The 24418-nt window shown below is 73.1% G+C and carries 21 protein-coding genes; 2 read left to right on the top strand and 19 right to left on the bottom strand.

Annotated features, from left to right (window positions below):
- Window positions 1–73 precede the first annotated feature (73 nt).
- From ACT3TZ_RS10130 to ACT3TZ_RS10200, 15 genes are all read right to left on the bottom strand, one after another.
- Window positions 74–1057, bottom strand: a complete 984-nt coding sequence (locus tag ACT3TZ_RS10130) for a cell division protein FtsQ/DivIB (RefSeq protein ID WP_444583293.1) — start codon at window positions 1055–1057, stop codon at window positions 74–76.
- Window positions 1054–2514, bottom strand: a complete 1461-nt coding sequence (gene murC, locus ACT3TZ_RS10135) for a UDP-N-acetylmuramate--L-alanine ligase (protein ID WP_444583294.1) — start codon at window positions 2512–2514, stop codon at window positions 1054–1056. Before murC ends, ACT3TZ_RS10130 begins: the two co-directional genes overlap by 4 nt.
- 36 nt (window positions 2515–2550) lie before the next feature.
- The gene (murG, locus tag ACT3TZ_RS10140; RefSeq protein ID WP_444583295.1) at window positions 2551–3630 is read right to left on the bottom strand and encodes an undecaprenyldiphospho-muramoylpentapeptide beta-N-acetylglucosaminyltransferase; all 1080 of its coding nucleotides are present in this window, start codon (window positions 3628–3630) and stop codon (window positions 2551–2553) included.
- Complete coding sequence (ftsW, locus tag ACT3TZ_RS10145; RefSeq protein ID WP_444583296.1) at window positions 3627–5189, bottom strand: putative lipid II flippase FtsW; 1563 nt, start codon at window positions 5187–5189, stop codon at window positions 3627–3629. The genes murG and ftsW overlap by 4 nt, the downstream gene beginning before the upstream one ends.
- Entirely contained in the window at window positions 5186–6709 is a 1524-nt protein-coding gene (gene murD / locus ACT3TZ_RS10150) for a UDP-N-acetylmuramoyl-L-alanine--D-glutamate ligase (protein WP_444583297.1), read from the bottom strand. Before murD ends, ftsW begins: the two co-directional genes overlap by 4 nt.
- A 1-nt stretch (window position 6710) precedes the next feature.
- Window positions 6711–7835 (bottom strand): phospho-N-acetylmuramoyl-pentapeptide-transferase, encoded by a 1125-nt coding sequence (gene mraY, locus ACT3TZ_RS10155; protein ID WP_444583298.1) that lies wholly within the window; start codon window positions 7833–7835, stop codon window positions 6711–6713.
- On the bottom strand, window positions 7832–9277 hold the full coding sequence (locus tag ACT3TZ_RS10160; RefSeq protein WP_444583299.1) for a UDP-N-acetylmuramoyl-tripeptide--D-alanyl-D-alanine ligase: 1446 nt from the start codon (window positions 9275–9277) through the stop codon (window positions 7832–7834). The genes mraY and ACT3TZ_RS10160 overlap by 4 nt, the downstream gene beginning before the upstream one ends.
- The gene (locus ACT3TZ_RS10165) at window positions 9277–10863 is read right to left on the bottom strand and encodes a UDP-N-acetylmuramoyl-L-alanyl-D-glutamate--2,6-diaminopimelate ligase (protein WP_444583300.1); all 1587 of its coding nucleotides are present in this window, start codon (window positions 10861–10863) and stop codon (window positions 9277–9279) included. Before ACT3TZ_RS10165 ends, ACT3TZ_RS10160 begins: the two co-directional genes overlap by 1 nt.
- 5 nt (window positions 10864–10868) lie before the next feature.
- Window positions 10869–12617 carry a peptidoglycan D,D-transpeptidase FtsI family protein gene (locus ACT3TZ_RS10170; RefSeq protein ID WP_444583301.1) on the bottom strand — a complete coding sequence of 583 codons (1749 nt, stop codon included), beginning with the start codon at window positions 12615–12617 and terminating at the stop codon, window positions 10869–10871.
- A gap of 59 nt (window positions 12618–12676) precedes the next feature.
- On the bottom strand, window positions 12677–13201 hold the full coding sequence (locus tag ACT3TZ_RS10175; protein ID WP_444583302.1) for a hypothetical protein: 525 nt from the start codon (window positions 13199–13201) through the stop codon (window positions 12677–12679).
- A gap of 14 nt (window positions 13202–13215) precedes the next feature.
- Window positions 13216–14202, bottom strand: a complete 987-nt coding sequence (gene rsmH / locus ACT3TZ_RS10180; protein ID WP_444583303.1) for a 16S rRNA (cytosine(1402)-N(4))-methyltransferase RsmH — start codon at window positions 14200–14202, stop codon at window positions 13216–13218.
- Between the two features lie 138 nt (window positions 14203–14340).
- The gene (gene mraZ / locus ACT3TZ_RS10185; protein WP_444583304.1) at window positions 14341–14772 is read right to left on the bottom strand and encodes a division/cell wall cluster transcriptional repressor MraZ; all 432 of its coding nucleotides are present in this window, start codon (window positions 14770–14772) and stop codon (window positions 14341–14343) included.
- Window positions 14773–15459: 687 nt separating this feature from the next.
- A complete protein-coding gene (locus ACT3TZ_RS10190; protein ID WP_444583305.1) occupies window positions 15460–15846 on the bottom strand; it encodes a DUF3040 domain-containing protein in 387 nt (128 codons plus the stop codon).
- A 145-nt stretch (window positions 15847–15991) separates the two neighbouring features.
- The gene (dinB, locus tag ACT3TZ_RS10195) at window positions 15992–17308 is read right to left on the bottom strand and encodes a DNA polymerase IV (protein WP_444583306.1); all 1317 of its coding nucleotides are present in this window, start codon (window positions 17306–17308) and stop codon (window positions 15992–15994) included.
- A gap of 77 nt (window positions 17309–17385) precedes the next feature.
- On the bottom strand, window positions 17386–17991 hold the full coding sequence (locus ACT3TZ_RS10200) for an SAV_6107 family HEPN domain-containing protein (protein WP_444583307.1): 606 nt from the start codon (window positions 17989–17991) through the stop codon (window positions 17386–17388).
- Between the two features lie 155 nt (window positions 17992–18146).
- On the opposite strand from ACT3TZ_RS10200, the gene ACT3TZ_RS10205 reads away from it, so the two are divergent.
- Window positions 18147–19001, top strand: coding sequence for a spermidine synthase (locus ACT3TZ_RS10205; RefSeq protein ID WP_444583308.1), 855 nt, complete (start codon window positions 18147–18149; stop codon window positions 18999–19001).
- Between the two features lie 130 nt (window positions 19002–19131).
- Here ACT3TZ_RS10205 and ACT3TZ_RS10210 read toward each other — a convergent pair whose 3' ends face one another.
- Window positions 19132–19335, bottom strand: coding sequence for a cold-shock protein (locus ACT3TZ_RS10210; RefSeq protein WP_444583309.1), 204 nt, complete (start codon window positions 19333–19335; stop codon window positions 19132–19134).
- 335 nt (window positions 19336–19670) lie between these two features.
- Complete coding sequence (locus ACT3TZ_RS10215; protein WP_444583310.1) at window positions 19671–20609, bottom strand: proteasome assembly chaperone family protein; 939 nt, start codon at window positions 20607–20609, stop codon at window positions 19671–19673.
- A gap of 18 nt (window positions 20610–20627) precedes the next feature.
- Here ACT3TZ_RS10215 and ACT3TZ_RS10220 point away from each other — a divergent pair, with 18 nt between their 5' ends.
- Window positions 20628–23030, top strand: coding sequence for a HelD family protein (locus ACT3TZ_RS10220; RefSeq protein WP_444583311.1), 2403 nt, complete (start codon window positions 20628–20630; stop codon window positions 23028–23030).
- A gap of 219 nt (window positions 23031–23249) precedes the next feature.
- On the opposite strand, the gene nrdR is transcribed toward ACT3TZ_RS10220, so the two are convergent.
- Both nrdR and ACT3TZ_RS10230 read right to left on the bottom strand, forming a co-directional pair.
- A complete protein-coding gene (nrdR, locus tag ACT3TZ_RS10225; RefSeq protein ID WP_444583312.1) occupies window positions 23250–23750 on the bottom strand; it encodes a transcriptional regulator NrdR in 501 nt (166 codons plus the stop codon).
- Window positions 23751–23818: 68 nt separating this feature from the next.
- The gene (locus ACT3TZ_RS10230) at window positions 23819–24211 is read right to left on the bottom strand and encodes a LysM peptidoglycan-binding domain-containing protein (RefSeq protein ID WP_444583313.1); all 393 of its coding nucleotides are present in this window, start codon (window positions 24209–24211) and stop codon (window positions 23819–23821) included.
- Window positions 24212–24418 lie beyond the last annotated feature (207 nt).

Raw genomic sequence — 24418 nt, forward strand, 5'->3', positions numbered from 1 at the left:
GTACGGCGTGCGGAGGCGGTCGAGAGCTCCCGGCGGGGTGGGGCGCAGGCCCTCGGCACCCGCGTGCGATGTGTCAGCGCGTGACCGGCGCCACCGGCGAGGTCACGTCGATCACGGTTCCCTCGCGCGGGAGGAGGGCGGCGGTGACTCGCGCCTTCAGGTCGGCATCCTGCGCGTCGCCCCAGACCACGCTCTTGCTCGCCCCGCCGTCGAGGGCGACGGTCAGCGTGACGTCCGAGGTCGTGGTCGCCGAGATCCCGCTGACGCGACCGCGCAGGTCCTCCGGCAGGGAGTCGAGCACCGCCAGCATGGTGCGGGTCGCACCGTCTGCGTCCTGGGAGCCGGGCCCCACCGTCAGCGGCACCAGCGCGGCGCCCTGCTGGGCGGCGGCCGGGAGGCGGACCCCGTCGGCGTCGACCGGCGCCGTCGTGCCGTCGGCCTCGGTCACGAGCGCGAGCGGGACCCGCTCGGTGAGGACGACCCGCATCCCGCCGGGCCAGTCGCGATGGACCTCGGCGGTGCGCACGCCGGGCACGCGCTCGACCGCGGCGGCCAGGGACCCGGTCGGGAGCATGAGCACGCTCGTGCCGCGGGCGCCCGCGACGGCTCGGTCGACCTCCTGGGCGTCCACGTAGCCCCTGCCCTCGACCGTGATGTCCTGGACCCGGAGCGCCGGGAGGAGCCAGAGTGCCAGGAATCCCGCGACGAGCGCGAGGACCACGACCACGGCCGTGATCACCACGGAGCGACGACGCCGACGCCACGGGCGGGGGCGCACGAGGGCGCGGAAGCGGTCGGCGGCCTGGACGATCCCGGGGCCGCGTTCCCCGGGCGCCTGCGCGGTCGTCGTCTCGTCGGTCCGCTCCGCGGGCCGGGTCGCGGTGCGGCGGGCGGTCGTCGTCGTGGGTCTCGGGACCGGAGCAGCGCGCGTCGTCGTGTCCGTGGCGCCTCGGCCCGTCGGGGTCCGCGGGGAGCTCGATGGCTGCGCGGGCTCCGTCGCGCGCGGCGTGCGCGGGCGCGCGGGCGCGCGCGGGGTCGCAGGACGACGGGTGGTCACGAGGTCGCCCGTGTGAGCTGCGCGAGGATCGCGGGGGTCTCCTCGACGACATCCCCCGCACCGAGCACGAGCACGATGTCGCCGGGCCGCGCGGCACGGGCGACCGCGGGAGCCGCCTCGGCACGGTCGTCGAGGGCCCGGAGGTGCGAGCCGGCCTCGGCGTGCTCGGTGATGGTGCGGGCCGTCGTCGCGGGGTCGGGGTCCTCCCGGGCCGCGTAGACCGGCAGGACGAGGGCCAGGTCCGCGGTGCCGAGGGCCCGTGCGAAATCGGCGGCGAAGGCGCGGGTGCGCGAGAACAGGTGCGGCTGGAAGACCGCGAGGACCCTCCCGTCACCCACGATGCCGCGCGCGGCGGCGATCGTCGCGGCGACCTCACGCGGATGGTGCGCGTAGTCGTCGTACACGCGGATGCCGTCGACGGTGCCGCGCAGCTCGAACCGGCGGGAGGCACCCCGGAACCCGGCGATGCCCGCGAGGAGGTGCGTGAGGTCGGCCCGGGGTCGCAGGGCGTGGGCCCCCGCGAGCGCCCCGAGGGCGTTGAGGACGTTGTGGTGCCCCGCGACCGCCAGCACCGTCGAGACCTCCCCGGCAGGGGTCCGGAACGTGACGGCGGTGCCGGTGCCGTCGTGGGACTCCTCGGCGATCGACCAGGTTTCGCCGGCGCGCGCGCCGTAGGTCTCGACGCGGACGCCGCGCTCGGCGGCGCGCCGCCCGAGCGCGCGGGCCCCGTCGTCGTCGGCGCAGACGACCAGGGTCCCTAGGGGACGGATCCGCTCGACGAAGGCGTCGAAGACGGCGGTGACGTTCTCGGGGGTTCCGTGGAAGTCGAGGTGGTCGGGCTCCTGGTTGGTCACGACCACGACGTGCGGTGCGAAGGCCAGGAGGGAGCCGTCGGACTCGTCGGCCTCGACGACGGCGAGCTCACCGTCCGGGGCTCCCCATCCGGCGTTGTGCACGAGATCGGGGACGGCCGCGCCGAGCGCCCAGGCGGGGTCCTCCCCCGCCCCGCGCAGGGCCGAGGTCAGCATGGCCGTCGTGGTGGTCTTGCCGTGGGTCCCCGCGACGGCGGCGAGGTCCCGGTCGTGCAGGAGCCCCGCGAGGGCGGCCGCGCGGTGGACCACGGGGATCCCGCGCCCGTGGGCCGCGACCACCTCGGGGTTGTCGGCGCGCACGGCCGTCGACACGATCACCACGTCGCAGTCCGCGGCCAGCAGGCCTGCGTCGAAGCCGATGCCGATGCGTGCGCCGGCGGCGCGCAGCGGGGCGATGAACTGCCCGTCCTGGGAGTCGGAGCCGCTGACCGCGAGGCCCGCTCCGAGCGCGAGCCGCGCGACGGCAGACATCCCCGCGCCGCCGATCCGCACCACGTGCACCGAGCGGACCTGGCCCTGGGGCCACTGCGCCCGGGTGACGACGGGGCCGGGTCGAAGGATCGTGCGGACGGTGCCGGTGCTCATGGTCCCCACGCTAGCGGGGTCCGTCGCGTCGGTCCGTCAGGCGCGGCGTGCGGTGCTCGTCACGAGCGTCGCGAGCCGGTCGGCGGCGTCCGGGATGCCGAAGGCACGGGAGGCCGCCGCCATCGAGGCCAGGTGCTCGGGGTCCAGCAGCAGGGCCAGGATCCGCTCGCGCACGACCGCCGGGGTGAGGTCCGCGTCGTCGATCATGACGGCTCCGCCCGCCTCGACGACCTCGTGGCCGTTGAGCGCCTGCTCGCCGTTGCCGATCGGGAGGGGCACGAACACGGCGGGCAGGCCCACGGCCGTGACCTCGCTGACGGTGCCGGCCCCCGAGCGGGTGATCGCGAGGTCCGCGGCGGCGTAGGCGTCCTCCATCGCGGTGACGTACTCGAGCACGCGATATCCGGGGCGCTCGGCGATGGTCGCCTTTCCCCTGCCGGTGACGTGGAGGATCTGTCCGCCGGCGCCGAGGATGTCCGCGGCGGCGGCCTCGACGGACTCGTTGAGCCGTTGCGCGCCGAGGGAGCCGCCGGTCACCAGCAGGATGGGCCGCAGGGGGTCCAGGCCGAAGGAGCGGGCCGCATCGGCGTGGCGCGCCGCGCGGTCGAGCGTCGAGATCTGGGTGCGCATGGGCATCCCGAGCCGGCGGGCACCCGGCAGGGGGGTCCCGTCGAAAGCGGTGAGCACGGCGGCGGCCCCGCGGGCCCCGAGACGGTTGGCCAGTCCCGGGCGCCGGTTGGCCTCGTGCACGATCAGCGGGACGCGGGCGCGTCGTGCCGCGAGGTAGGCGGGCGGGCACACGTAGCCGCCGAAGCCGACGACGACGTCGATGCCGCGGTCCCTCAGGAGCGTGCGCACGGTGCGGACGGTCCCGGCGAAGCGTCCGGGGAACCGCAGCGCGGCGCCATCGGGTCGGCGCGGGAACGGGACCTTGGGGATGGTGACGAGCTCGAGGCCGGCGGCCGGCACGAGGTCGGCCTCGAGCCCCTCGGCGGTGCCGAGCACGACGATCCCGGTCTCGGGATCCTCGCGCCGCAGGGCCGCGGCGGTGGCCAGGAGCGGGGACACGTGCCCGGCGGTGCCGCCGCCGGCGAGCAGGACGTACGGTGCGCTCATCGGGGGGATCTCCTGGTCCGGGTGGCGCGGGACGTGAGGCCGGGGCCGCGGCCGCCGGACCGGGTTCTCGCCTTGGGACCCGCCGTCGTCGAGGGCTGGGGCCCGCCCTTCGTCGTGGGCGTGGACGCGGCCCTGGTCTTGGCCTTGGTCTTCGTCTTGGGCTCGGCACCGGCCGTGGACCGGGCAGCGGCCTTGGTCCTGGCCCTCGAGGTCCTGCCCGCGGTCGCGCCGGACGCCGGCACGATGGCGGCGCTGCCGCGCACGCGGCGGATCCGCGCGCCGATGGCCTCGCGGGCGCCTGGTTCGTGACGGGCGAACGACAGGAGCATGCCCAGGGCGAGCATCGACGTCACGAGGGCCGAGCCGCCCGCGGAGATGAACGGCAGCGGCACGCCGAGCACCGGCAGCAGGCCGGTGACGACCATCATGTTGGTGAAGGCCTGCCCGAGGATCCAGGCGCTCACTCCCGCCACCGTCACCTGGACGAAGAGGTCGTCGATCCGCGTGATCATGCGGAACATGACCAGGGCCAGGAGGCCGAACAGGACCAGCACGCTGAGGGTGCCCAGCAGTCCGAGCTCCTCGCCGATGATCGCGAAGATGTAGTCGTTGTCGGCCGCGGGCAGGAGCCCCCACTTCTGATGGGACTCCCCCAGACCCCGTCCCCACCAGCCGCCCTCGGCCAGTGCCATCAGGCCATGCGTCGATTGGTCGCTGCTGACCGCGGACTGCTCCGAGCCGCCCAGCCAGCTGCCGATCCGGGCCATCCGGTTGGGGCTCGTGATGGTCATGGCGAGCACGCCGAGGAGCCCCAGACCCGCCGCGGCGGCGAACCAGCGACGGGGCACGCCCGCCACCCACAGCGAGCCGGCCACGAGCATGCACATCACCAGCGCGGTGCCGAGGTCGTGCCCGAGGACCACCAGGCCGATGGCGAGGCCGACGACCGGACCGATCGGGACCACGAGGTGGAAGAGCCGGTCGAGCATGCGGTGCTTCATCGCCACAATCGCCCCGAGCCACACCGCCAGGGCGAGCTTGAGGAGCTCCGAGGGCTGGAGCTGCATGCTGCCGAAGCGGATCCAGTTGCGGTTGCCGTAGGCGTCCACCCCGAGGCCCGGGACGAACACCAGCAGCTGCAGCAGGAACCCCAGGATCAGCAGCCGCCAGGCCATGCGCTTGTAGAACGCCGGGGGCACGAGCGCGGCGAGGACGAGCAGCGGCAGGCCGATCAGCGCGAAGCGTCCCTGACGGAACAGCCCGGAGTACGCGGAGTCCCCCTTGGCGATCGAGATCACCGCGGAGCTCGAGAGCACCATCACCAGCCCGAGCCCCAGCAGCAGGCCGCCGATGGCCAGCAGGGCGTAGAAATCGAGCGCCGGGGAGCGCAACCAGGTGGCGATCCCGGCGCGGACGCGGCCGGGGACCTCGCCGAGGGCGCCGTCGGCCTCGTCGTCGCGCAGCACCGCGGTCGAGCGCCGACGCGCGGCGGCATCGCCGGCGGCGGGACGGCGGGAGCTGCCCGCTGTCCCCGTGCGCCGGGTCTGCTGGATCGTCACGCCCGCACTCCTGGGAGGTCTCGAGCCGCCGCGGCGAAGAGATCGCCGCGCTCGGCGTAGTCGGTGAACTGGTCGATCGAGGCCGCCGCCGGTGCCATGAGCACGACGTCCCCGCTGCGCGCCAGGGCCGCTGCCTCCGCGACCGCGCGGCGCATGAGGTCTGCGCGCCCGGCCGCCGTGCCAGTGTCGCCCGGTGCGATCGTGCGGACCGGGAGGTCGGCGGCGTGTCGGGCGAGCGCCTGCTCGAAGGGGCTCGGGTCGCTGCCGATGAGGACCGCCGCGCGCAGGCGGCGGGCGCTCGCGGCGACGAGGGCGTCGACGTCGGCACCCTTGGTCGCACCGCCGGCGATCCAGACGATGTGCTCGGAGGCACCCAGGGAGGCGGCGGCCGCGTCGGGGTTGGTGGCCTTGGAGTCGTCGACGTAGGCGACGCCGTCGACGCTCGCGACGATCTCGGCGCGATGGCGCCCCACCCGGTAGCCCCGCAGGCCCTCGCGCACCGCCTCGGGGGTCACGCCGTGGGCGCGGGTCAGGGCCGCCGCGGCGAGGGCGTCGAAGACGATGTGGGGCGGGGCGCCGTGCGGGCCCAGGTGCGCGAGGTCGGAGAGCTCGAGCAGGGCGAGGGCCGTCGAGTGGCGGTCCTGGCCGAAGGCCCGGTCCACGAGGAGGTCCTCGACGATCCCGAGCTGGGAGGGGCCGGGGGCGCCGAGGGTCAGTCCCACCGCGCGGCAGCCCTCGACGACGTCGGCGTCCTCGACGAGGTGCAGCGTGCGCTCGTCGGCCGTGTTGTAGACGCACGCGATCCGGGCGCCCGCGTAGATGCGGCCCTTGTCCGCGGCGTACGCGTCCATCGAGCCGTGCCAGTCGAGGTGGTCCTCGGTGATGTTCAGGACGACGGCGGCCTCGCAGGCGGGGTGCTCGGTGCGGTGCAGCTGGAAGCTCGAGAGCTCGACGGCCAGCACGTCGTAGCCCTCCGGGTCCAGTGCGGCCTCGATGACGGGCAGGCCGACGTTGCCGCAGGCGACGGCTCGCAGGCCTGCCGCCCGGAGGATCGCCTCGGTCATGGTGACGACGGTGGTCTTGCCGTTGGTGCCCGTGATCCCGAGCCACACGGGGCCGTCGGGCGCCTGCATGCGCCGCGCGAGCTCGACCTCGCTCCACACGGGGATCCCGACCGCGGCGGCCGCCACGAGCAGGGGCTGGTCCGGGCGCCAGCCGGGCGAGGTGACGACAAGGTCGACCGGGACGTCGGCGGGCAGGGTGCGCGTGTGCTCGGCGCCCAGTCGCACGTCGACGCCCAGCACCTCGAGGATGCGGGCGCGCTCGCGGACCGCCTCGGTGTCGGCGCCCTCGACGACCACGACGCGCGCGCCGCGCTGCATCGTCTGGTCGGCGACGGCGTAGCCCGAGACGCCGAAACCCGCCACGAGGATCGTGGAGCCCGTGACGTCGAGCCCCGGCCAGGGCCGCTCGGCGATCGGGAGCGGCGCAGGACCGGCGCCGGCGGCTGCCTCGCCCATGTCAGCTCAGCCCGGGGAGCGCGTTGAGGTAGAAGATCCCGAGACCCAGGGCGCCGAGGATCCCGGCGACGATCCAGAAGCGCACGACGATCGTGACCTCGTTCCAGCCCTTGAGCTCGAAGTGGTGCTGCAGGGGCGCCATGCGGAACACGCGCTTCCCGGTCGTCTTGAAGCTCGCGACCTGGATGATGACCGACAGCGAGATGACGACGAACAGCCCGCCGATGATCGCGCCCAGCAGCTCGGTGCGCGAGACGATGGTGATCCCGGCCAGTGCACCGCCGAGGGCGAGGGAGCCCGTGTCGCCCATGAAGATCTTGGCGGGCGACGTGTTCCACCACAGGAACCCGATGCAGGCGCCGACGATCGCCGAGGAGATCACGGCGATGTCCAGGGGCGCGGCGGCCGTGTAGCAGTTGGCGTACTGGGTGCCCTCGGGGCAGGCCTGGCGCCACTGCCAGAACGAGATGAGCACGTACACGCCGGCGAAGAGGATGGTGGCACCCGTGGCCAGGCCGTCCAGGCCGTCGGTGAGGTTCACGCCATTGGACCAGGCGGCCACGAGGAAGTTGGCCCAGATCGCGAACAGGACGATCCCCACGCCGGTGCCCGCGAAGGCGAGGTCGAGCCAGGGGATGTCCCGCACGAAGGAGATGTGGAACGAGGCCGGCGTGCTGGACTCGCCCTCGGGCAGGACGAGGGCGAGGACGGCGAACACGGAGGCCACGAGGATCTGCCCCAGCAGCTTCGAGCGGGCGCGCAGGCCCAGGCTCCGCTGCTTGGAGATCTTGAGGTAGTCGTCGAGGAAGCCGACGACGCCGAGGCCCGCCATGAGGAAGACGACGAGCAGGGCGGAGGTGCTGGGGAAGCTCCAGACCATCTCGCCCGCCCGCATCGAGCTCTGCACGGTCGTCACGACGTGGGAGATGAGCAGACCGAAGATCGTCGCCAGGATGATCGCGACGCCGCCCATGGTGGGGGTGCCGCGCTTGGTGGCGTGCGAGGTGGGGCCGTCGTCGCGCACGAACTGGCCGTAGTGCTTGCGCACGAGCAGGCGACGGTAGACGGGGGTGCCGAAGATCGAGAGCACCAGGGCGGACATGCCCGCGACGATGATCGCGATCACGAGGAGGCCTCTCCGGTCGAGCGGGCGATGATCCGGGGACCGAGAGTGCGGACACCGGCGTCCCGCGACGACTTCAGGAGCACGACGTCGCCGGGGCGCATCGTCGTTTCTAGCACAGCGAAGGCCTCGTCCACGGTCTCGGTGTAGACGGACTCACCTCCGAAGCTGCCTTCCAGGCACGCCCCGTTGTGGATCGCGCGGGCGCCGGGGCCCACGACGATCAGCTGGTCGATGTTCAGCCGCACGGCCAGGCGCCCGATCTCGTCGTGCAGGCGGATCGTGTCCGGGCCCAGCTCGCGCATCTCGCCGAGCACGGCGATGGTGCGTCGGGCGCGCCCGAGGTGGGCGAGGGTGCGCAGGGCCAGCCGCATCGAATCGGGATTGGCGTTGTAGGCGTCGTTGACCAGGGTGATCCCGCCCGGCAGCTCGACGGTCTCCATGCGCTGACCGGACAGGACGCGGGCGCCGCCGAGGGCGCGCGCGGCCTCGGGGAGCGTCGCGCCGGCCAGCAGGGCGGCGACCGTCGCGGCGGTCGCGTTCATCGCCTGGTGCTCCCCGACGAGGTCGAGGTGGACGGCGGCGGAGCCCGCGGGGATCTCGCGCCCGTCGACGGCGGTCAGCCCGGCGGGGACGGTGAGGGTGAAGCGCGGGTGGGCGGCCTCGTCCAGGGTGAGGTCCTCCAGGCGCACGTCGCCGCGCCCCGTGCCCCAGGTGACGACCGGGGCGGCGGCGCGGGGTGCCATGGCGAGCACGCGGGGGTCGTCGGCGTTCAGCACGGCGCGTCCCCCCGGGGCGAGGGCCTCGATGATCTCGCCCTTGGCCTGGGCGATCGCCTCGACGGAGCCGAACTCCCCCAGGTGGGCGGTGCCGACGTTGAGGACGAGGGAGATGTCCGGGCGCGCGATCGCGGTGAGGTGGGCGATGTGGCCGATGCCGCGTGCCCCCATCTCGAGCACGAGGAAGCGGGTCTCCTCGTCGATGTCGAGCACCGTCAGCGGCAGGCCGAGCTCGTTGTTGTGGGATCCGGCGGGAGCGACCGTGGGGCCCAGCGGCGCGAGGATCTCGCCGATCATGTCCTTGGTGCCGGTCTTGCCCGCCGATCCCGTCAGGGCGAGGACCACCAGGTCCGTGCGCGCCGCGCGGGCGCGGTCGAGCTGGCTGTGCGCGAGGGCCGACAGGGCCGCCTCGACGTCCTCGACGAGGACGGAGGGCACGCCCGTGTCCTGGGTGCCCAGGATCAGGGCGGCACCTGCGGCGTGGGCGGCGGGCGCGTAGTCCGCGCCGTCGACGTGCTCCCCCGCGAAGGCCGCGAAGAGGTCTCCGACCTCGACGAGCCGGGAGTCGATCCGGGCCCGCCCGGTGACCGTCTCGGCGCCCGTCGCGCCACCGGCGAGACGACCGCCGACGACGTCGGCGATCTCCCGTGCGGTCGTCCTCAGCATCAGCGTCCTTCCTGGGCGGCGCGGGCCAGGGCCTCGCGCAGCAGCGTGCGATCGTCGAAGGGGTGGATCACGCCTCCGATGTCCTGTCCCGTCTCGGCTCCCTTGCCCGCCACGAGGATCACGTCCCCGTCCCGGGCCAGCCGCACCGCGGTGTCGATCGCGGCGGCGCGTCCGGGGATCTCGCGGACGTCGGCGTCGGCGTCCTCGGGGACCCCGGCCAGCACGGCGGCGCGGATCGTCGCGGGATCCTCCGAACGGGGGTTGTCGTCGGTGACGAGGACGACGTCGGCACCGAGGGCGGCGGCCGCCCCCATGTGGGGACGTTTGCCGCGGTCCCGGTCGCCGCCGGCTCCCATGACGACGAGCAGGCGGCCAGCGCCCGGGAGGGCGCGCAGGGTCGCGAGCGCCTGGGCCAGCGCGGCCTCGGTGTGGGAGTAGTCCACGACGCCGCGCACGGGCGCCGCGGCGACCTGCTCCATGCGGCCCGGCACGACGGCGGAGCGGGCGATGGCGGGCGCCGTGGTGTCGATGGGCAGGCCCGTGGCCTCGAGCAGCAGCGCCACGGCGACCGTGTTGGCGACGTAGTGGCGACCCGGCAGGGGGCTCGTCAGGTCGTGGCTCTCCCCCGTGCGGGAGACGAGGCGGAAGGTCGAGCCGATCGCCCCGTCGCCGCCGGGGACGATGTCACGGGCATGCCAGTCGGCATCGACCTCGGGGTCTGTCGCGTAGGTCGTGATCTCGACGTCCGCGCCCTCGGACAGTCGACGGCCCCAGGCGTCGTCGACGCAGACGATCCCGCGGCGCGCGTGCTCCGGGGTGAACAGCGTGGCCTTGGCACGGAAGTAGTGCTCCATGTCGCCGTGGAAGTCGAGGTGGTCCTGGCTGAGATTGGTGAAGCAGGCGGCGTCGAAGACGATCGCGTCCGCGCGGTGCAGCACCAGCGCGTGGCTCGAGACCTCCATCGACACGGCGCGCACCGCGTCCTCGCGCATGCGGGCGAGGATCCCCTGGACCTCGGGGGATTCCGGGGTGGTGCGGACGGTCGCGATCCGGTGGTCTGCGCCGTGGGCGTCACGGTAGGTGGTGCCGCCGGTGCCGATCAGCCCGGAGGGCACGCCCAGGTCCTGCAGCGTCTCGTGGATCATCGTGGTCACCGACGTCTTGCCGTTGGTGCCGGTCACGCCGATGGTGGTCAGCGCCTCGGCGGGACGGTCGAGCACGATCGCGGCGGCGGTCGCGGTGTCGCGGCGAGGGTGCGCGCTGGTGAGGACGGCCAGTCCTGCCTCGAGGCAGCGCGCGGCCCCGTCGGCGTCGGTGAGCGCGGCGACCGCGCCGAGCCCTGCCGCCTGGATGGCGAACTCCGCGCCATGGGCGCGGGCGCCGGGCAGGGCGCACCAGAGATCACCGGGCAGCACCGCACGGGAGTCGAGGGTCACGCCGGTGACGGGGACATCCGCGGCCGCGGACCCCTCGGGTCCGGCCAGGTCGACCCCGAGCGCGCGGGCGATCCGGTCCACGGGCACGGGTGGGACCTGGCGGGGGCGCGGGAGCTCGGCGGGCTCCGCCGAGGGGACATCGAGGCACATGGTCGTCACCACTCGTTGGGCAGCTCCGTGCCGGCCTTGCCGGTCGGTGCGATGCCCTGCTGCTCGAGGGTGTAGTCCATGATCCGCGCCCAGGTGGGGGCGGCCGCGGTGTTGCCGGAGATGAAGGAGTTCAGGCCGTAGACGAACACACCGATGACGATATCGGGGTCGTCCGCAGGTGCGAAGCCGATGAAGGACGCGGTGTAGGTGCCGCCGGGCACCTGGGCGGTGCCCGTCTTGCCCGCGACCGCGTAGTTGGGGATGTTCGCGTTCTGCTTGCCGTCGTCGGGCACGTTGTTGTCCATGAGCTGGACCATCGTGGCGTTGGTCGCCGAGGAGATGACGCGCTTCTGGGGGCGGGGCTCGACCGGGGTGATCGTGCCGTCGCCGCCGACGGTCCCGCGGACCACGGTGGGCTGGACGTGCACGCCGTCGTTGGCGAAGGTCGAGACGGCCGAGGTCATCTGCAGGGCGGTGACGGAGTAGCCCTGCCCGAAGGTGGTCGTGTACTGGGTGCGGCCCGTCCAGTCCGCGACGGGATGCAGGATCCCCTTGGACTCCGCGGGCAGCTCGATCCCGGTCTTCTGGCCCAGGCCGAAGTCCCGGAGGTAGTCGTAGCGGACCTGGGGGGTGACGGTCTCGGAGGCCTCGACGGTCCCCACGTTCGAGCTGTTCTTGAGCACGCCCGCGAGCGTGAGGTTCTGCTGCGGGTGGTCGTGGGAGTCCTTGATGCTGTTGCCCGCGATCTCCATCCGCGAGGGCACGACGTACTGGCTGGCAGGGGTGACCGTGCCCTGGTCCAGCAGCGCGGCAAAGGTGAAGAGCTTGCCGGTCGAGCCCGGTTCGAAGACGTTGGAGATCGACTGGTTGCCGAGGTGCTGCGGGTCCGCGTCCCCGGGGCGGTTGGGGTCGTAGGTCGGGTAGTCGGCGAGCGCGAGGACCTCGCCGGTGCGCGCGTTGATCGCGACCACGCTGCCTCCGGTGCCCCCGAACTGCTGCACGGTGGCGGCGATCTCCTGCTGCGCCTTCCACTGCAGGTCCTGGTCGATCGTCAGAGCCACGTCCTTGCCGTCGACGGCCGGGGTGGTCTCCTGGATGCCGGTGGGGATGACCTGTCCCCCGGCACCGCGCTCGTAGGTCGTCTCCCCGTCGGTGCCGGCGAGCAGCTCGTCGTCGGCGCGCTCGACGCCCGCGGCGGCCTTGCCGTCCCCGCCCACGAAGCCGACCACGTTGCCGCCCACCTCACCGGCGGGGTACTGGCGCTTGGAGATGGCGTTGGCGCCGATGCCCGGCACCTTCTGGGACAGGACCGCATCGCGCACCTCGGGGGACACGTCCTTGACGAGGTATGCGAAGCCCTTGGTGCCGGTGAGCTTGGCCTGGGTCTCCTCGACGGTGAGGCCCAGCGAGGGGGCCAGCACCTTCGCGGCGGCTCCGACGCCCTTCTCCTGCGCGTTCTTGTCGCGTTCGAGGTAGTCGCCGACCTGCTTCTGGTTGACCCAGATGTCGTACCGACGCACGGAGGTGGCCATGACCGTGCCGTTGCGATCGAGGATGTCTCCGCGCAGCGCGGGGATGTCGCTGCGGTACGTGCGCTCCTTGACGGCCTCCGCGGCCAGGGCGCTCGCGTTGAGCCCCTGGACCCATACGAGGCGCCCGGCGAGGGCGACGATGGCCAGGAGGATCGCGATCACGAGCAGCCGGTGACGGATCGTGGGCGTCCCCACACGGGACGGCGGGATGAGGGACCTCATCGCCCTTCCTCTCTCGACGCGAGGCGTCGGGCCTGGGTCATCGCTCGGTGCACCATGGGTCAGCGGCCTTCGTTGCCCATGCCGTGGTACGGCTCGTTCTGGTCGTAGATGCTGGCCTGCGGCACGGGCGCCACGGGCGCCGGCGCCGTGGCGGGCGGGGTGCCGGTGGTCGGCGCCTGTCCCACGACCGATCCGGTCGAGAGGTCGATGTAGGCGGTCTCGCCGCTGGGCACCATGCCCAGCGCCACGGCCCGCGCCTGCAGCTCCTGCGGGGTGGAGAGCTTGTCGTCCTGCTCCTGCAGGGCCTGGCGCTGCTCCTCGAGAGTGCGCGACTGGGTCTGCAGGCGGGAGATCTCGTAGCTCGAGCTGGACATCGACAGGTTCAGCGACAGCACGCACAAGAGGGTGCCGACGATGATCAGCGAGCACAGCAGGGTGAAGGGCAGGGCGCTGCGCCGGGGCGCGGGCCGCTCGAGGACGGTCAGCCGCGGGCGGGCCGACCGGGTGCTCGACGGGGTGCGTTCGGCCGGCGCCGTGCGGGCGGCCGGACGGCGGACGCGGGCGGTGGAGGTGGCGGTGGTCATCTGGGTGCTCCTCCTCAGGATCCGATGCGGGTGCGCTCGAGGGCCCGGAGGCGGACCGAGGCCGAGCGCGGGTTGGTCGCCTGCTCCTCGGGTGCGGCGCGCTCGGCGCCGCGGACGAGGGCGGTGAAGGTGGGGCGGTGCTCCTCGAGCTCGACCGGGAGCCCCTCCGGGGCGCTGGATCGGGTGCGCCGGCCGAAGGCGGTCTTGACCAGACGGTCCTCCCCGGAGTGGTACGACTCGACGACGATCCGGCCCCCGAGGGTGACGGCGTCCAGCGCGCCCTCGACCGCGCGGGCGAGGATCTCCAGCTCGGCGTTGACGGCGATGCGCAGCGCCTGGAAGGTGCGCTTGGCGGGGTGCCCCCCGCTGCGCCGCGTGGCGGCGGGGATCGCGGCCTCGAGGAGCGCGACGAGCTGGGCGCTGTGGGTGATCGGGGTCGTTCGGCGGGTCTCGACGATCCGCCGGGCGATGCGACGGGCGAAGCGCTCGTCGCCGTACTCGTGGAGGATCCGCACGATCTCGACCTCGTCGGCGTCGCGCAGCAGGTCGGCGGCCGTGGGCTCGTCGCCCGCGGCATCCATCCGCATGTCCAGCGGGGCGTCCTCGGAGTAGGAGAAGCCGCGCTCGACGGTGTCGATCTGCAGGCTCGAGAGACCGAGGTCCATCATGATCGCGTCGGCGCCGGGGAGGCCGAGGTCGGCGAGCACGTCGGGGATCTCGTCGTACGTCGCGTGCACGAGGGTGATCCGCCCGGCGTGGCCCGCCCGGGTCAGACGCTCCTGGGCCAGGGCGAGCGCCTGAGTGTCCCGGTCGATGCCCACGAGGCGCGCGTGCGGGGCGGCGTCGAGGACGGCCGTCGCGTGGCCGGCCATGCCGAGGGTGGCGTCGAGGTAGACGGCGCCGGGATCCTCGAGGGCGGGGACGAGGAGGTCCACGCAGCGTCGCAGGAGCACGGGGACGTGCCGCTCCTCGGCGAGGGGCGGCGGTTCCTGGGTCTCCATGTCACCTCCGTGCTGCTGCTCGTGATCCTGCACCGGCTGCCGTGCCCGTCCGGCGGGATACCCCGTCGCTCCCGACCCGCCACCGGGGAAGATGCATCGGGGCGGGAGCGACGAGAGGTCTCATCGGACGGACTGCGGTCAGAACGACCCGGGGACCACTTCCTCGGCGGTCTCCGCGAAGCTCTCCTCGTTCTGGGCGAGATAGGCCTCCCACGCGGGGCTGGACCAGATCTCGAGCCAATCTCCTGCACCGATGACGGTGCAGTCCCGGTCCAACTTCGCGTAGGTGCGCAGATGGCCGGGCACGGTGATGCGCCCCTGCTTGTCCGGGATCACGTCCTCGGCGCCGGAGAGCAGCACGCGCAGGTAGTCGCGCGTCCTCTTGTCCGTGGCCGGGGCCGTGCGCAGCCTCTGGTGCAGCTCTTCGAAGGCTCGAATCGGATACACCGAGATGCAGTGCTCCTGTCCGCGGGTCATGACCAGACCCGTGGACAGCTGATCCCGGAACTTGGCGGGGAAGATCAGGCGGCCCTTGTCGTCCAGGCGCGGCGTGAAGGTCCCGAGGAACATCCGGCCACCTCCTGTTCGACATGGAGGCCCCTTCCTCCCCCGATCACTCCACTTTACCCCACATGCCTCCACCAGGCGCCAGGCCTTAGGCAAAATCACGGGCATGTGGCGGCAAGACTGCAGGTCACAGAGGTGGAGTGATGTGGAGCAGATTCGCACGCTGCGGGCTCCCTGGGCGCGGCGCTCGCGCGCAGGGGTGTCGCGCGGACGAGGTGGGCAAGTGCGCCTTGGCACGGACGACGACCGGGAGCCGGAGGACCCCGGGTGCAGCCCGAGGCACGTCGCCCCTGGTCATCGAGGGTTTCTGCGCGACAGACCGCTCGTGCGGTGCTCCTCGGGATCACCCGCCACGCCCCGGGCGCGCACACCTTCGGCCCGGTGGGGCGCCGTGGAGGACCCGGAGTGGAGCGATGTGGGGAGCGCCCTCGGGACCGGGGTAGAGCGATATGGGGATCACCCTGGAGACCGGGGTGGAGCGATATGGGGAGCGCCGCCGAGACCGGGGCGCAACGGTGCCGTGGCAACGGCGCGGGCATCGTGGTGAGGGTCCGCGCCCGAGGAGGATGCGCTCTCGACCCGGGGGCGAGCGAGGTCCGAGGACCTCGCACGACGACGCGCCGCCCCCGAAGGGAGCGGCGCGTCGTCAGATGCGGTGGAGGCTGTGCCGCCCCACGGGGCGGTGCCGGGTCAGGCGGGGCCGTCGGGCCCGGAGCGGCGTTCCCAGCGCTCCTCCATCCGGCGGAGGAAGGCGGACTGGGACGCGGCTGCGGTCGAGCGTCCGTCCGCCTCGGCGGGCTCGCCCTCCGTGGTGCGCGAGGGAGCCGTCACGGCGGCGATGCCGCCGGCGACCATGATCAGGAAGGCGAGAACACCCAGCCAGATGGCCGGGAGGGCCACGGCGAGCACGAGCAGCGCGAGGCCGATGCCGACGCCGAGCAGGCCCAGGATGATCCGACGCCGGCTGCGACGCTGCTGCGGGGACGCATGGAAGGCGCGCGCGAGCTTGGGATCGTCGGCGAAGAGCTGACGCTCCATCTCGTCGAGCATCTTCTGTTCGTGATCGGAAAGAGGCATCGTCGATACTCCTCGGTGCGGAACTGGGGTCCAGTTCGATCCTCCGGATCGTCATCGATGCTTCCGGAAGTCCCCCAAGGATAGACGTGCGGCCTGTGGATCGGAACAGTCCGGACCGAACGGTCTCCCGGCATGGCACGGGGGTTCACAGGGACCGGTCCCGTCCGCCTCCCGCGGTCCGACCTCCCCCGCCCCGGGTGGCCCCCGTCCGGGCGCCGTCGGCGGTCCCGGCGTGCCCCGTCCGGGCGTCGTCGGCGGTGCCGGGTCCCCGCGTGCGCGGCCCGTCCTCGCCGCGCGGGGGGAGGGTCGAACCCCGCGCGAGCGTGACGCCCCCGAAGCGCGCGCGCGCGCGGTCCATCGCCCGTTCGAGGTCCTGCCAACCGGCCGTCCTCCCGGTGAGCTCCGAGGGTGCCGCGCCGTCCTCGGCGCCCCGCAGCTGCTCGGCACGCACGCCCGCCAGGCGGATCCGCGGCAGCTGCGGAGCGACCCGCTCCCACAGGGCGACGACGTGCTCACGGAGCCGCTCGCCGCTGTCGGTCGCCTGGGCGAAGGTTGCCGATCGCGTGATCGTGGTGCCATCGGGTGCCCGCAGCTTCACGGCGACGGTCCGCGTGGTGAAGCCGTGGGCACGGAGATCGGCGGCGACGTCGTCGGCCATCGCCGTCAGCCGTCGCCGCACCTCGGCGGGATCGGAGATGTCCTCCTCGTACGTGTGCTCGGTGCCCAGCGAGCGGTCCCGGACCTGATGCACCAGTCCCGTCCGGTCCTCACCGCGCGCCACGTGCAGGATCCTCGGGGCGCTCGGGCCGACGGCGCGTCGGAGCGTCGTGACCGGCAGGTCGACCAGCTGGCCGATCCGGGTGACCCCCAGACGCTCGAGGGAGGACGCGGCGGCCGGCCCGATGCCGGGGATCGCGCGCACGTCCAGGGGCGCGAGGAACGGTGCGGTCTGGTCCGCGGGGACGATCAGCTGCCCGTCGGGCTTGGCGCGGGCCGACGCGATCTTCGCGACGGTGCGCGAGACCGAGCCGCCCACGCTGCTGGGGAGATCGAGCTCGTCCCGGATCCGACCGCGGAGGATCGTCGCGATCTGTTCGGCGCTCCCGAACTGGCGTCGCGCACCGCGGACGTCGAGGAAGGCCTCGTCGATGCTGATCTGCTCGATGTCGGCGCACACGGAGGACAGCACCGCCATCACGTCGCGGGAGGCCGCACGGTAGCGCTCCATGTGCGGCGGCACGATCACGAGATCCGGGCACCGCCGCCGAGCGGCCTCCATGGGCATCGCCGACCGGATCCCGAAGGTGCGCGCTGGATAGCTCGCGGCCGCGACCACGGAGCGCCGTCCGGTGCCGCCCACGACGACCGGGAGTCCTCGCAGCTCCGGGTCGTCCCGGATCTCGACCGAGGCGAAGAAGGAGTCCATGTCGAGGTGGAGGATGGTGCTGTCAGCTCCCGACATCCCCTCACCTCCCGTCGTCCGACCGCGCGGCCCACCATGCTAACGAGCCGGGGAGGGCGTGCTGCCGCGCCCGCCGCTCATGCACCCGCGCCCACGACCGCCGGCAGCAGCGCGACGGTGATCTCCGCACGGACGGCCGCGATGCGCTCACGGGTCCGGCGTGCATGGGTGTCGCGCAGCGCCGGGTCGACCCGCGCCGCGGGATGCGCGTCCAGGCGGGAACGCTCGGCCACCATGGGTGCGACCTCCGCCGCCCATTCCCGATGCAGCTCACCGCAGCGGCTCAACGCGGTCCAGGCGTTGAGCGGAAGGCGCCGGACGCGCCCGCGGTTGGCCTGCTCGATCACGACGCCTGCCGCGCGCAGCGCCGCACGATGCACGAGCTCGAAGGAGGCGCGGGGGTCCTCTTCGCGGAGCTGCTCGGCCTCGACGAGAAGGCTCTCGCACCGTTCGAGCACCACGAGTGCCCGGTCGAGGCGTTCCAGGTCCTCGCGGACCCGGCGCTGGGCGACGGCGCTCGCCTCGACGCCCGGCTCGGGGGGAGAGGAGATCGGCGCGCGGGAGGCACGTGCCGTGGCGTGCGGGGCACGCCCCGACGTGCGACTCCTCGGCGCCGCGGATGCCGCGGGCTCCGGGGTCCCCGTGGGTGGCGCGGATGTCCTGGATGTCGTCGAGATGGTCATGGCGGGCCTCCTCCCCGCGGCCGCTCCGTGCGACCGTGACCTCACGCTACGGAGCACCCCCGACACACGAAGCCCGCCCGGTCTTCTGCACCTGGGGAGGGATCGCCGACGGCCACGGGCGCGCCGTCCGTCCGCGGCCTGCCTAGAGTGGGCCCATGGCTCGGGGACGCACTGGACGCACACGGCAGAGCGACCCGTTCCCCCACCTGGGGGCCGTCGGGATCGACATCCCGGTCCCCACCGGCACCGTCCGCCTGACCCGCGAGACCGACGGCGGCGTGCTGGTCGAGGTCAACGGCGTCCCCAGCTCCTACCAGCACCCGGACCCCTCGCACCTGGTCTTCGAGTACATGCGGTGGATGCAGACGGCCCTCGTCGAGGTCGCGGAGCTCCGCGGGTCCGATCTCCCCCTGCGCGAGATCGCCCATCTGGGAGGTGGCGGCTGCTCCCTGCCCCGCGCGTTCGCGGCCCGCTGGCCCCGGGCGCACCAGGTCGTCGTCGAGCTCGACGCCCACCTCGCCGAGCAGGCCCGCAGCTGGTTCGACCTTCCGCGGGCCCCCGCCCTGAGGATCCGCGCCGGAGATGCGGCCGATGCCCTCGCGAGCTGGAGGGAGGACCGCTTCGACGTGCTCGTGCGGGACGTCTTCGCGGGCGACCGCACGCCGCCGCGCCTGCGCTCCGCGCAGGCCACCCGCGACGCGGCCCGGGTCCTGCGTCCCGGGGGGACCTACCTGGTCAACAGCGCCGGGTCACGGGCGCTGCGCGCCTCGCTCGCCGACGAGATCACGACTTTGCGCACGGCGTTCGCGCACGTCGGCGTCATCGCCGAGCCCGGGGTGCTCGCCGGCAGGCGTCGGGGCAACTGCGTGCTCGTGGCCTCGGACGTCGCGGCTCCCGGCGGTCTGGACCGGGCGCTGCGCTCGGATCCGGTGAGCGTGCGCTGGGCTCCGCCCGCCGAGGTGGACCGCCTCGCGGCGGGTGGTCGTGTCGAGGACGTGCCCGCCCCCTGACGGCGTGGGCGCACGAGCCTGCGACGGTGTGCCCGGGCGGCCCGGCCGCACCCCGGACATGCGGAACGGGCGACCAGGGAATCCCTGGTCGCCCGTTCACGGACGCGGGTCGAGCCCGCAGTCGGTCAGCTCAGGCGGGGCGGACGTTCTCGGCCTGCGGGCCCTTGTCGCCCTGCGTGACGTCGAACTCCACGCGCTGGCCCTCGTCGAGGGAGCGGTACCCGTCCATGTCGATCTTGCTGTGGTGCACGAAGACGTCGGCGCCGCCGCCGTCGATCTCGATGAAGCCGAAGCCCTTCTCGGCGTTGAACCACTTAACAGCACCCTGTGCCATGTTCCGTCCATCTTTCATTCGGTGTCGTCTGATCGCGACGCGATCCTGTAGCCGCTCGTGACGCCATCGCACCCGGAGGTACGGGAGGGTCGTTCACCAGATGCCACGGATCCTCGCACCGGAAGGTGTTCGGGGCCGTAGGCCGTACTGCTGACGTACTCATCACTGCAACATGACCATCATGGCACGGCAGCGCCGCGAGTGCACCCCTTCGCGCCACGGGTCGGGAAACGTCGGGTGAACTTCGCGGTTCTGCGGCCCATGGAGAGTCGATATCGGAGCAATCGGGACGTACCCACCGTCCGGTCGGTCGGTCCCGCTGAGGAATGCGCCACTCAGGACGGCGCGTCGCCCGGCTCGGGATCGTCGTCGCGGTGGGCGAGGAACCTCTCGAAATGGTCCCCGATCTCATCCGCCGTGGGCATGTCCATCGTCGTCGCGAGACCGGCTCCCTCGCCGCCCTGCATGGCGTCGTAGCTCTGCTCGAGGGCGGACACGATCCCCTGCACCTCGTCGTTGTCGGCGAGCGTGTCCCCCAGAGCGCTCCCGGCGGCGTCGGTGAGGTCGCCGAGGGTCACCAGCGGCAGCTCAAGGCCCGTGGCGGCGCTGACGCGACGCAGCAGGGCCAGGGCACCCGCCGGGAAGTCCGAGCGCGTGAGGTAGTGCGGGATCTGCGCCGCGAAGCCCTGGGCGGGATGTCCCGCACGCTCGAGCTCCCTCTCCAGCAGCGCACCGAAGGAGGCGGGGACGATGATCTCGGTCTCGTCGTCCCCGGCCGCGATCCCGTCGCGCTCGCGCGCCTGTCGGTTCGCATGGGCGATGAGACCGATCGGCCGCGTGTGGGGGACGGCCATCGGCACGGCGTTCATGCTCACGACGGACTCGACGTCGAAGTACTCCACGAGATCGGTGATCGCCTGCGCCAGTCGGCGCCACTGCAGATCCGGCTCCGGCCCGTCCAGCAGGAGGAAGGGTCGGTCGGACTCGTCGTAGACGAGGTAGAGCGCCATCTCCGGCAGCTCGACCGAGCGGAACGAGGCCCCGTCGAACACGGCCTGGGGTCGCGACCCCCGGTAGTCCAGGAGCTCGTCGGCGTCGAAGGTCACCAGGCGGACGTTGCGGAGGCTGTCGCGGAGGTAGGCCGCCGCGATCCGGCATGATTCGCCGGCGTCCACGATCCCCGGCAGGGCGTGCACCAAGGTCAGCCCGCGACGCGGCACGGCGGCCACGACCTCGGCCGATTCGAACGCGTACAGATCGCGCGGATCGCGCATCGTCGTCCTCCCCGCCCCATGGTTTCTCGCCCTGCGGGCGGATCCACCATAATGGATGACCGCGTGCCGACGGCACGCCGCCCGGATCGCCCGAATCGACGCGGTGTCCGGCGTCGCGGGTATGGGGAGGCCGACGTGGAGCCATCCGTCGATCAGATCGCTCATGAGCAGTCCTACACGGACGTGCTCTACGGGCGGCTCGACGAGCTGCTGGTGCAGGTCGCGCAGAACCTGGATCGCGCGCAGCATTCCCAGAACGCCTCGACCCATCAGAACCGCTCCGAACGGGACGCCTTCGTGGCGCTCTACGAGGACCGTCTGGGGCTCCTGCGCACGGCGTCCCAGAACCTCGTGTTCGGCCGCCTGGACACCGATGACGCGGCCCGGCACTACATCGGACGGATCGGGCTGTTCACGGCGGAGCGCGATCAGCTGCTGGTGGACTGGCGGGCGCCCGCGGCGGCCGCCTTCTACCAGGCCACGAGCGCGGATCGCCAGGGGGTCGTGCTCCGGCGCCACCTCATCACGCGCGGCCGCACCGTCGTCGGCCTCGAGGACGACGTCCTGGACGCCTCCGTGCTCGAGACCGAGGGGGCCGCCGAGGATCTCGCCCTGCAGGGCGAGGGGGCACTGCTGGCCGCCGTGAGCGCGCAGCGCACGGGCCGCATGGGCGACATCGTGGCGACCATCCAGGCCGAGCAGGACCGGATCATCCGGGCCGAGACCCGGGGCGTGCTGGTCGTCCAGGGTGGCCCGGGCACCGGCAAGACGGCTGTGGCGCTGCACCGCGCCGCCTACCTGCTGTACACGCACCGGCGTCGGCTCGAGCACGCGGGCGTCCTCATCGTGGCGCCCACCCGCGGCTTCCTGCACTACATCGAGCGCGTGCTGCCGAGCCTCGGAGAGTCCGGGGTCGTCATGCTCACGCCGGGCGAGCTGATCCCCGGGATCGACACGATGCTGCACGACAGCGACCGTGTGGCGGCGATCAAGGGCGACCTCGCGATGGCCGATCTCCTCGGGCGCGCCGTCAAGCAGCGTCAGCTGGTGCCCTCGCACGACACCGAGCTCGACATCGACGGGATCCGCGTCGTCCTGACCCGCGACGACGTCCGCGGGGCACGTCGCGAGGCCCGAGCGACCCATCGACCGCACAACGAGGCCCGATCGGTCTTCGTGCGGGCCGCGCTGGACCGCCTGGTGACGCGCTACGAGAGCGCCCTCAGCGCCCGCGGGCACACGGTCGTGCCCGAGGATCGCGGCGGGCACCTCTCGGACCTCCGGGACTCCGCCGCCGTACGGCGCGCGCTGAACCTCGCGTGGCTGCCCTACTCACCCGAGTCGTTCCTCCGGATCCTGCTGTCGCGACCGGACCGCATGCGGGCGGCGGCCCCCTCGACCCTGGGGCACGAGGCCCTGGAGCTCCTGGTCCGTCCCAAGGACGCCCCCTGGACCGTCGAGGACGTCCCCCTGCTCGACGAGGTCGCCGAGCTCCTGGGCGGCGACGGGGACCTGCGTCGTACCGAGGCCGAGTCCGCGCGGGCACGGCACGCCGACGACGTGGCCTACGCGCGCGAGGTGCTCGAGAACGTCGACCCCCACGGCGTCGTGCGCGCCGAGGACCTCGCCGAGCAGATGAGCTATGTGCGCGATACCCGCTCCCTCGCCGAACGGGCGAGCTCCGAGCGTGCCTGGACCTACGGCCACGTGGTCGTCGACGAGGCCCAGGAGAACTCCAGGATGATGTGGCGCTCGCTCATGCGCCGCTGCCCCACCAAGTCCTTCACGATCGTCGGCGACGTCGCCCAGACCTCCGCGGCGGCGGGCTCCTCCTCGTGGACCACCGCGCTGGAGCCCTTCGTGGCCGATCGCCTCGACGTCGAGGAGCTCACGGTCAACTACCGGACGCCCCGACGGATCATGGACGTGGCCGTCGCGACCGCCGAGAGCCTGGACCTGCCGGTGGCCGCCGTGACCTCGGTGCGGGACGGGGAGCATCCCGTGGGTGTGCATGCCGCCTCGACGGAGGGCGTCGCCGGCACGCTGGCCACCGTCGTGCGGTTCCACCTCGCCGAGGGTGCGGCCCGGGTCGCCGTGATCGCCGTCGAGGAGGACGTCGCACCCCTCGCGGCGGCTCTCCGCGCGCACGGGGACCTGCCCCGAGTGGGCGTGGGCAGCGCCGGCATCGACGACGTGATCGGCGTGATGACCGCGCAGGACGCCAAGGGCCTCGAGTTCGACGGGGCCGTCCTGGTCGAGCCCGCCGCGGTCCTCCGCGCCCATGAACGGGGGGCCGGCGACCTCTACGTCGCGATGACCCGCCCCACCCAGCGGCTGGACATCGTGCACGCCCTGCCGCTGCCCGCTGCACTGCGGGATGCACTGACGGCGGCGAGCGTGGGTGCGAGCACGGCGGTCTGAGCGAGGAACCGACCCGGGACGCACGCCGGGCTCACGGCGCGCGAGCATCCCGGGGCGACGCCTTCGCCGTGGGCGCCTCGGACCGGGCGCCGGGAAGACGGAGGACCGGTGGTCGAGGCTTCCCCTCCTCGACCACCGGTCCATTGTGCGCGAACGCACGCGTCACATCATAGGGGCATCCGGGGCGTGCTCGGCACCGTGTCCACGCATCCGGAGCAATCAGGCATTCTGGGAGGACCCGGGAACGGAGCGATCGCCCTCCGGCACCTCGCCCGTGGGGTGTGCGCGGAGCTCGAAGATCGCCGCCTCGAAGTCGTCGAGGGAGTCGAAAGAGCGGTACACGCTCGCGAACCGGAGGTAGGCGACGAGGTCGAGCTCCTGGAGGGGCTGCAGGATCGCGAGCCCCACCTGATGCGCATCGATCTCGGCCTGGCCGGACTGGCGGATCGTCTCCTCGACCCGCTGGGCGAGCACGGCGAGCTGATCGTCCGAGACCGGGCGCCCCTGACACGCCTTGCGCGCCCCGGCGATGACCTTCGCGCGGCTGAACGGCTCCGTCGCCCCGGACCGCTTGACCACGGACAACGAGGCGGTCTCGACCGTCGAGAACCGACGGGAGCAGTTCGGGCACTGGCGACGCCGGCGGATCGAGGCGCCGTCGTCCGAGGTCCGCGAGTCGACGACGCGCGAATCGGGATGACGGCAGAACGGGCAGTGCACCCCGCAAGGATACCGTCCGCACCCGACAGACGCGGGCCCTGTGGAGAACCCCGTGCGGGCCGGCCGGCTCAGCCCTCGACGGGGATGTCGATCTGCGATCCGGTGGCGATGTGCCCCGTCGGGAGGCCGTTGGCCTCCTGGATGGTCAGGACGAAGTCGCGGGGATCCGTCCCGGCGGGCGCGTACTGCTCGGCGTAGCCCCAGAGGGTGTCCCCGGGCTGGACCGTGACGGACACGTACTGCTGCTCGTCACCCCACGAGGCGAGAGCGGTGGGGGTGCCGAGCGCCACGAGCGCGGTGGCCGCGATCGCGAGCACCGCGAGGAAGACGAGCGCGCTCGCGACGAGGCGGCCACGGCGCGTGAGCTCGAGTCGCGAGGGGTGAACAGACGTTCGATCCGGACGCCGCACCTGGGGGCCGACGCGACCGGGGAGAGCCTGCACTGCCGAGATGGTGGTCATGGTCCGAACTCCTGTTCGATCGAATACGTGTACGACTGTAGGTCTCCGGGGCGCGACACGCAAGACACGATCGAACAGGTGTTTGGTCCACGGCCCCCTCCGACCTACTCTGGGGACACGGATCACTCCACCAGGGGGGTCCGACAGACGAAGGTCGCGGAGCCCGCGGCATCGTTCCGGGGCCCGAGGGCCCGCAGGACGGTCCCG

Origin of the sequence: Brachybacterium sp. AOP25-B2-12 (genome assembly GCF_052378625.1) — a bacterium.
In the GTDB taxonomy this organism is placed as follows: domain Bacteria; phylum Actinomycetota; class Actinomycetes; order Actinomycetales; family Dermabacteraceae; genus Brachybacterium.